This window comes from Butyrivibrio sp. LB2008, assembly GCF_000621565.1.
Classification (GTDB): domain Bacteria; phylum Bacillota; class Clostridia; order Lachnospirales; family Lachnospiraceae; genus Butyrivibrio.
Genome location: NZ_JHXZ01000026.1, coordinates 22,946 through 30,320, shown reverse-complemented (window position 1 = coordinate 30,320; position 7,375 = coordinate 22,946). Strand labels below are relative to the sequence as shown.

Annotated in this window: 6 protein-coding genes and 1 rRNA gene; all 7 read right to left on the bottom strand. The window is 40.2% G+C overall.

The window, feature by feature from the left end; translation table 11 throughout:
- Positions 1-150, bottom strand: a 16S ribosomal RNA gene (locus T356_RS0109470); the annotation flags it as partial.
- 297 nt (positions 151-447) lie between these two features.
- Entirely contained in the window at positions 448-1,293 is an 846-nt protein-coding gene (locus T356_RS0109465) for a DegV family protein (RefSeq protein ID WP_026514283.1), read from the bottom strand.
- Positions 1,294-1,365: 72 nt separating this feature from the next.
- Positions 1,366-2,301, bottom strand: a complete 936-nt coding sequence (locus tag T356_RS0109460) for a hypothetical protein (RefSeq protein ID WP_155839015.1) — start codon at positions 2,299-2,301, stop codon at positions 1,366-1,368.
- A gap of 17 nt (positions 2,302-2,318) precedes the next feature.
- Positions 2,319-3,854 (bottom strand): sensor histidine kinase, encoded by a 1,536-nt coding sequence (locus T356_RS0109455; protein ID WP_330370916.1) that lies wholly within the window; start codon positions 3,852-3,854, stop codon positions 2,319-2,321.
- Entirely contained in the window at positions 3,841-4,518 is a 678-nt protein-coding gene (locus T356_RS0109450) for a response regulator transcription factor (RefSeq protein WP_026514280.1), read from the bottom strand. Before T356_RS0109450 ends, T356_RS0109455 begins: the two co-directional genes overlap by 14 nt.
- 14 nt (positions 4,519-4,532) lie before the next feature.
- Positions 4,533-5,147 carry a hypothetical protein gene (locus tag T356_RS0109445; RefSeq protein ID WP_026514279.1) on the bottom strand — a complete coding sequence of 205 codons (615 nt, stop codon included), beginning with the start codon at positions 5,145-5,147 and terminating at the stop codon, positions 4,533-4,535.
- The gene (locus T356_RS0109440) at positions 5,134-7,314 is read right to left on the bottom strand and encodes an alpha-amylase family glycosyl hydrolase (RefSeq protein WP_026514278.1); all 2,181 of its coding nucleotides are present in this window, start codon (positions 7,312-7,314) and stop codon (positions 5,134-5,136) included. Before T356_RS0109440 ends, T356_RS0109445 begins: the two co-directional genes overlap by 14 nt.
- Between the last annotated feature and the right edge of the window lie 61 nt (positions 7,315-7,375).

Genomic DNA, 7,375 nt, shown 5'->3' with positions numbered 1-7,375 from the left:
GGCAGGTTGCCCACGCGTTACTCACCCGTCCGCCACTAAGATTTAACAAGAATCTGCCGAAGCTTCATCAGCGTTAAATCTCCGTTCGACTTGCATGTGTTAGGCACGCCGCCAGCGTTCATCCTGAGCCAGGATCGAACTCTCACGTTTAAAAGTTTAATCCGGCTAAGAACTTAAGCTTGGCTTTTCGTTCTGTCCGTTAATTTACATTTTTCTGAATTATTCTCTTGGAATCTTTCAGGGTTGCATTACTGTTTATTTATCAAGGTACAAGGAGCCTTAAACCCGCTCCAGTACTGCGTTTGCAGTGTTTCTTGTCTGCATCAGCAACGAATATAAATATATCACCGGGTATATTTAATGTCAACACATTTTTTCAATTTTTTTTGAGAAAATATGATAGTTTCTGTATTTCGTATACCTCTCCAATGTAAAAACGTTATTTTCTCATGTTTTCGAAATAAACAAAACGCCCAGAGTGCCAGGCCCACAGTGGGATGAGACCACACTGCCCGCTCTCGTCTCAACTATGTCAAGGAAAACATCTAAATTTTTCAAAAAATTCCTTACTTCATCTACAATTTCACTATTACACCCGGAATGAGTTATAAATACCCTGTCTTTTTTTGCCTGCAAAAGCTCATCTTTCATATCTTTTACGTAATTCATAATGCATTTATCAGAGCTTCCTCTGTATTTCTTGTCAGGATGCATACTTCCGCCGCTTACAACAATTTTGGGATGAAGTTTCAAAGTGTTTCCGACAATTGCCGCAATTCCCGAACACCTTCCGCCCCTGTGAAGAAACGTGAGTGTATCGATAACAAAGCTTGCTCTGACTCTTTTTTTTACATCATCCAAATACTCGACTATCTCATCAAGAGACTTTCCCTCACCGATACAATCCACTGCTTCCATTATGAGAAGTCCTATTCCGGTAGACAGATTTTCGGAATCTATCACCCTTACTCTGTCTTCCATCTCAAGTTCTTCAACCGCAAGCCTGCAATTATTGTTACTTGCGGACATTGTTGAGGATATGGTAAATACAATGAATTCATCTCCCGAATTATCTTCAAGTACGTTCATATAGTCCTGAACGGAAGGGGCCGCAGTTTTAGGCGTTTCTCCGCTTGAATTCGACCACTTGTATATTTGTTCGGGAGTAATGTCCACTCCGTCTTTTTTCTCCTCACTCCCAAGCCTCACATATAAAGGAACTATGGCTATCCCATACTTATCAATGATTTCTTTTGAAAGGTCACTCGTGCTGTCTGAAATTATTCTGATCATGTCATTCTCCCATCTTATGTGATTTAAAAAAGACGGCACTTTTCATTACAAAAAATGCCGCCATATATATTATTATCTTAAATTAATCTTCTGATCCTTGCCTTTTCTCGTCATTATAAGCCCGAGAGTATCAACGTTTGATGCATTCTTTTCATCTATCTGCGTCAGTATGGCAAGGCTTTCATGTGCCCTTGAATCAATCGTTCCAATGTAGGAAGTAAGATCGTTTGGTAAGAATGTAACGGATGAATATCCGATATTTTTGCCGTTTAAGAGTATCTGGAACAATAGATTTAATTTGAGCATATTTACTTCTTTTGCAGAGTTTGAAGCATTATACAGGTCAAACCTTAGGACGAGCAGTTTTTTGCCCTTATCCGCGTTTATAACATAGCTCTTTGAGCTCTCAGGATATGTACTTGATACCGAATATCCCTGATAAGATAAAAAAATGTCATCCAATATTTCCTGCGTCTGATCGGAAGAAAGAGTTATTGCTCCCGTATCGCTTACATCAGCAGAGCCACCTACGGGTCCATTCTTGGAATCTTTCCCCGTTTCCCCTGAATTGTCGTCAACTACATCTAATGAGATTTCTGCTCCGCTTTCATCCGAACCATCTACCGCGCTTTTTTCAGCATCCACATCAACCGTCTCGCTTGAACTTTCAGAACTTCCGCTTTCGGCAGAAGAATCTGCTCCGCTCATATCCTGTGAACTATCATCGTATTCATTCTGAATCTGTTCTTCTTCCGGCTGTGCTTTGGCCATCTCCGCCTCAGCAAGTTTCAGCGCATCAGCTTCCCTCTTCTTTTTGGCAGAATTAAAATCAACATATGTAAGCTTAGCCTGTTCGTTTCTCGAGTATTTCATTAAAAGCCCCACAGCATACTCTACGGTCTGGTCATACTCTTCTTCCGTAAGCGAAGGAAACTGTTCCCCGCATCCGGTCAAAGCCAAAACCATCCCGATCATAAGTGTTGGCACAAAATACTTTTTCAAACGCATAAAGTCATCCTCTTTTGTCATTTAGTCTCAAGTTCAAAATAGAATTCAACGCCGTTCGCGTAATTTATCACGCCGTAGTTTTGCTGCATGCTTTCCATTATGGCTTTGACAATGGAAAGTCCGACTCCGCTTCCGCCGTATTCTCTTGTCCTTGCTCTATCGACCTTATAGAACTTATCCCAGATATAGTCGATATTCTCCTTGGGAATAGGATCTCCTGTATTGAATACAGAAACTCTTACCTTGCCGTCTTTATGAACAAGCTTTATTTCTATGATATTATCTCCGCTCACATGATTGAGCGCATTACTGTAATAATTCTGGAGAACTTCCTCAATCTTGAATTCATCTCCCCATACAAATATCGGATGATAACGTCCAAACTTTACAGTTACATCCTTCTGTTTTGCCAAAAGTTCCGCGGATCTGACATAGTTCTTTATCATCTCAACTATGTCAAAGCGCTCCATATTGGCACTGTCATTACCGAATTCAAGCTGATTAAGGGTAAGAAGCTTCTTTACCATGATATTCATCTTGGATGCTTCATCCATGATTACTTCGCAGTAGAAGTTCCTGCTCTCCTCGTCATCATTGATACCCTCTTTAAGACCTTCCGCATAACCCTGAATAAGTGCTATGGGAGTCTTAAGTTCATGAGATACGTTCGAAAGAAATTCCTTTCGCATCTCATCAATTTCTTCTTTTTTGGCAATATCATGTTTAAGCGCAATATTGGCATTCTTAAGGTCTTTAATGGCCGTCTCCAATGTCTCCGAGAGCTCATTCATGTTCTGACCAAGGATGTCTATCTCATTTTTATAATTGCTGTCATTGTCGTATTTTGCTTCGAAATTCAGCTCCTTCATCTCATCGGAAATACGATAAAGTCGCTTAATGGGATCCGTGATTTTTTTTGAAATGATAAGAACTATCATAGATCCGATAAAAATAGCCACGGTGCCCGCATAAGCCATGAACGTATTGGAGATTCCGACACTGTCCTCAATACTTTCCATGGTGGATCTTACAAGAATAAAATTCTCTTTCTTTCCTACAATTCCCCAGATTTCAAGGTATTTTATATCATTCCTGTTATCCTTGTAGATCTGTAATGTATAATTATCTCTTTTATCAAGTACGGTAAGTCCTTCATGTACTTTGTTACTCTGCGTGATATTATCCCATAACAGTTCGCTGAGATAATCCCTGCTCTTTGAAGCTTCGGACGAACCGGAAGAAGTTTTGATGATCTGATTCCCCGTGTCCATAACGAGCATTTCTATACTGTATCTGACGCAAAGATCTCTTATCTCCTGATTAAATATATCAGATGTGATATCTCCGTCTGATATTGCACTTTCAATCTGTTTATACGCCTGGATTACATTCTCTTTCTTTTTCTGTACATAAAAACGTCCCATAAAAAGAAAGTTTATAACGAACCACAATATAAACGTCAAAAGCATTGTAGAAATAAAGGCTACGCTGATCTCAAGCCTGATGGAATGCGTCTTCATTCTGTTATCGATAGTTTTATCAGTCTGTTTCAAACTTGTAACCCATTCCCCAGATTGTCTTTATCATATCGCCCTTATTTCCGAGCTTTCCACGCAATTTCTTTACATGAGTATCGATTGTACGCGCATCTCCGAAATAATCATAGTTCCATACGTTATTAAGAATCTTCTCTCTTGAGAGAGCAACTCCTTTGTTTTCAAAAAAGAATGATAAAAGTTCAAATTCCTTGTAGCTAAGCTCGATATCCTTGCCGTCGACAGTAACGCTGTGAGCGACTTTGTTTATTGTGATTCCGCCCTCTTCCATTACTTCATTGGTCGTTGCAATATTGGCTCTTCGCAAAATAGCTGAAACTCTTGCAGCAAGAATCTTGGGGCTGAAAGGTTTGGATATATACTCATCCACGCCAAGCTCGAATCCAAGAAGTTCATCTCTCTCCTCTGACTTTGCAGTGAGCATGATTATCGGAACTTTGGAATTCTTTCTGATTTCCCTGCACACTTCCCATCCGTCTCTGTTTGGCATCATAACGTCAAGGATAATAAGCGAGATATCTTTGTCTTCATAAAAAATATCCAAAGCCTGCTGTCCGTCACCGGCTTCAATTACAATATATCCGTCTTTTATCAAAAAGTCTTTGACGAGCTTTCTCATTCTGCTCTCATCATCGACCACCAAAATCTTTATGTCATCCACTACAAGATTCCTCCTCAATTACTTTCATTGTTCGCATCATCATAATACCGCTCAGGACTTTCTATGCCAAGTTCTTTTTCCTTTTTTCGAACTTCTTTTTCCCTCTCCGTAAGCTCCTGATCCCACGCAGAATAACGGTTTGTGATATTTCTTTTATAATTTATGATATTGTCGCTTTCACTTGTCGAAGCTATAAAAAACATCGCGATCACTATTATTATCAAAAAGATATTCAGGATCACGGGAAATAATCTCTTAAATTCCCTTTTGTTGTCTTTAGTCTCAGGTCTGATTCTCTGCTTGACCGACAGATTATCAAAAGCCGAATGTCGCGTAAGCGTCACGGGAATCGGTATGGGAATAAGATCATCATCCGTAAAACCGCACTCGTAGAGCTTCTCACGCATTTTTGCAAGGTAATGCCATCCAACCGGCGATTTAAATATTTTATTCTCTATAGCCTTCTCATATACAGCACGTATATCATTTGGTTTACTTGCCTTAACTCTTTCCTCAAGCAGCTTTATCTTAGAGATATCCAAAGAAGCTTTTTGGGCATCATGCTCAGACAAAAAGTCATATCCACCCACTATAAAATTTGTATCCGTACGCTCATCATTGATTGCCATATTCAACTCCGTATGAAGCTATAAATACGCTGACACTCCTGGCTTTCAAAGTTTTATTTCTCCATGTAAGAGGTTTGGGGCGGTTAAAATAATACTTACCGTCTTCATCTCCTCCCGTGTCAACGCAGAGCCCCCAATAAGCGCCTGCCGGCGGGTTTGGAAGCATTATCTGTATATCTTCCCAATAAACGTTTATAGCAAGATATACAATGTCATCATGACCTTTCTTTTCGTCATAACCTGCAAAACGCACGCAAATAACTCTTGATTCTTTTGTAATATTGCCGTTATCAGGATTCTCGGTATGTACAGACACATTGGGATAGCCGCACTTAGCCTTCTCAAGGTCTTTTCGTATCGCCGCATGTTTTCTCCTGAACCGGATCATATTCTTGTAAAAGTTATAAAATGCTTTATTCTTGTCAAGATATTCCCAATTAAGCCAGGAAATCTCATTATCCTGACAATAGGCATTATTATTGCCGTGCTGAGTATTGCCGAATTCATCTCCCGCATAGATCATGGGAGTTCCACGGCTGCACATAAGAACAGTGATCGCATTGCGCATCATCCTGAATCTAAGGCTTAAAACATCAGGATTGTCAGTATCACCTTCATACCCGCAATTCCAACTTCTGTTGTCATTTGCACCGTCCGTATTATTCCAGCCGTTTTCTTCGTTATGCTTGTTATTATAGGCATAAAGATCGTAAAGTGTAAATCCGTCATGACAATTTATAAAATTGACAGAGGACTCATATCCCATATAAGCTCCGCCGTAAAGATCCATAGATCCGGTAATTCTTTTGACCGCTTCGGGCGCAGCCCAGATATCGCCTTTAAGATACGATCTTATATCATCTCTGTACTTACCGTTCCACTCTGCCCAGCGCTTCCATGCAGGGAAATTACCGACCTGATACATTCCGCCTGCATCCCATGCTTCGGCAATCAGCTTAACGTTTCCGAGAATGGGATCATAGGCAATTCTCTGAATAAGCGGAGGTCGTTCCATCGGTGAACCATCCTGATCTCGTCCCAGAATACTTGCAAGATCGAATCTGAAACCGTCAACCCTGTACTCTTCAACCCAATATCTAAGGCATGAAACAATATACTCCTGAACCATAGGATGATTACAATTCACAGTATTTCCGCATCCGCTGAAATTGTAATATTTTCCGTCAGGAGTAAGAAGATAATATATATTATTATCAAATCCTTTAAATGAGATAAAAGGCCCGTATTCATTACCTTCCGCCGTATGATTGAATACCACATCAAGAATAACTTCAATATTTCTTTTCTTGAGCTCTTTTATCATGTATTTGAGGCCGACGCCTTCCTTGTTATGCTCGGCTTCATGCGAGTAACTTGTATTCGGGGCAAAAAAAGCCGTGGTATTATATCCCCAATAATCAAGCAGTATCTTACCGTTTGCCACTCGCATATCTCTCGTTTCATCAAACTCAAATATCGGCATAAGCTCAACTGCCGTAATACCAAGTGATTCGAGATAATCCGCTTTCTCGGTTATTCCCTCAAAAGTTCCGTTGCACTTTACACCGGACGATTCATCCATTGTAAAGCCCCTTACGTGCATCTCATATATTATCGAATCACACATAGGTATTCGAAGGCTTGTCGTATCATCCCAGGCAAAGTTCTGTCTTACAACTCTTGCCCTGTATGCGCCCGATGCGATGTTCTCACCCCATATGCGCTGTCCGGATACTGCTTTTGCAAAAGGATCAAGCAACACATTTTCCTTGTTAAAAAGAAGCCCTTTATCAGGATCCCAAGGTCCGTCGACGCTATAACAATATTCAAGGTTTTCAATGTCCAGTCCGAAAACGATCATTGAATAAACCTTTCCTATCTTGTAGCTCTCAGGGAAAGGAATCGTCACAAAAGGCTCCTTATCATTTCTGTGATACAAAAGAAGCGTTATAGATGTCGCGCCGTTGGAATAAATTGTAAAATTGATCCCACCGGGAAGCATAGTTGCCCCATACAAATTATACATGCCGGGTCTTATCTTATAGCCATTAACCTCATCCAAAGGAAGAAACTGACGGTCAATCTCGTTTTCCTTCAGTTCCACGCCCTGCCTCTTTTCGGCATCTATTAACTTCTTACTTTTTTTATGCCGTCTGTATTCACTCATGCATTAATTTTACCATATTATTCATTAAATAAGCGTGAAATGTATGTATTGTTTACAAAAA

Excerpts from the sequence above, each read along its gene's own strand:
- T356_RS0109445 (WP_026514279.1), bottom strand. The coding sequence starts at position 5,147 with ATGGCAATCAATGATGAGCGTACGGATACAAATTTTATAGTGGGTGGA.
- T356_RS0109465 (WP_026514283.1), bottom strand. The coding sequence starts at position 1,293 with ATGATCAGAATAATTTCAGACAGCACGAGTGACCTTTCAAAAGAAATC.
- T356_RS0109460 (WP_155839015.1), bottom strand. The coding sequence starts at position 2,301 with ATGCGTTTGAAAAAGTATTTTGTGCCAACACTTATGATCGGGATGGTT.
- T356_RS0109440 (WP_026514278.1), bottom strand. The coding sequence starts at position 7,314 with ATGAGTGAATACAGACGGCATAAAAAAAGTAAGAAGTTAATAGATGCC.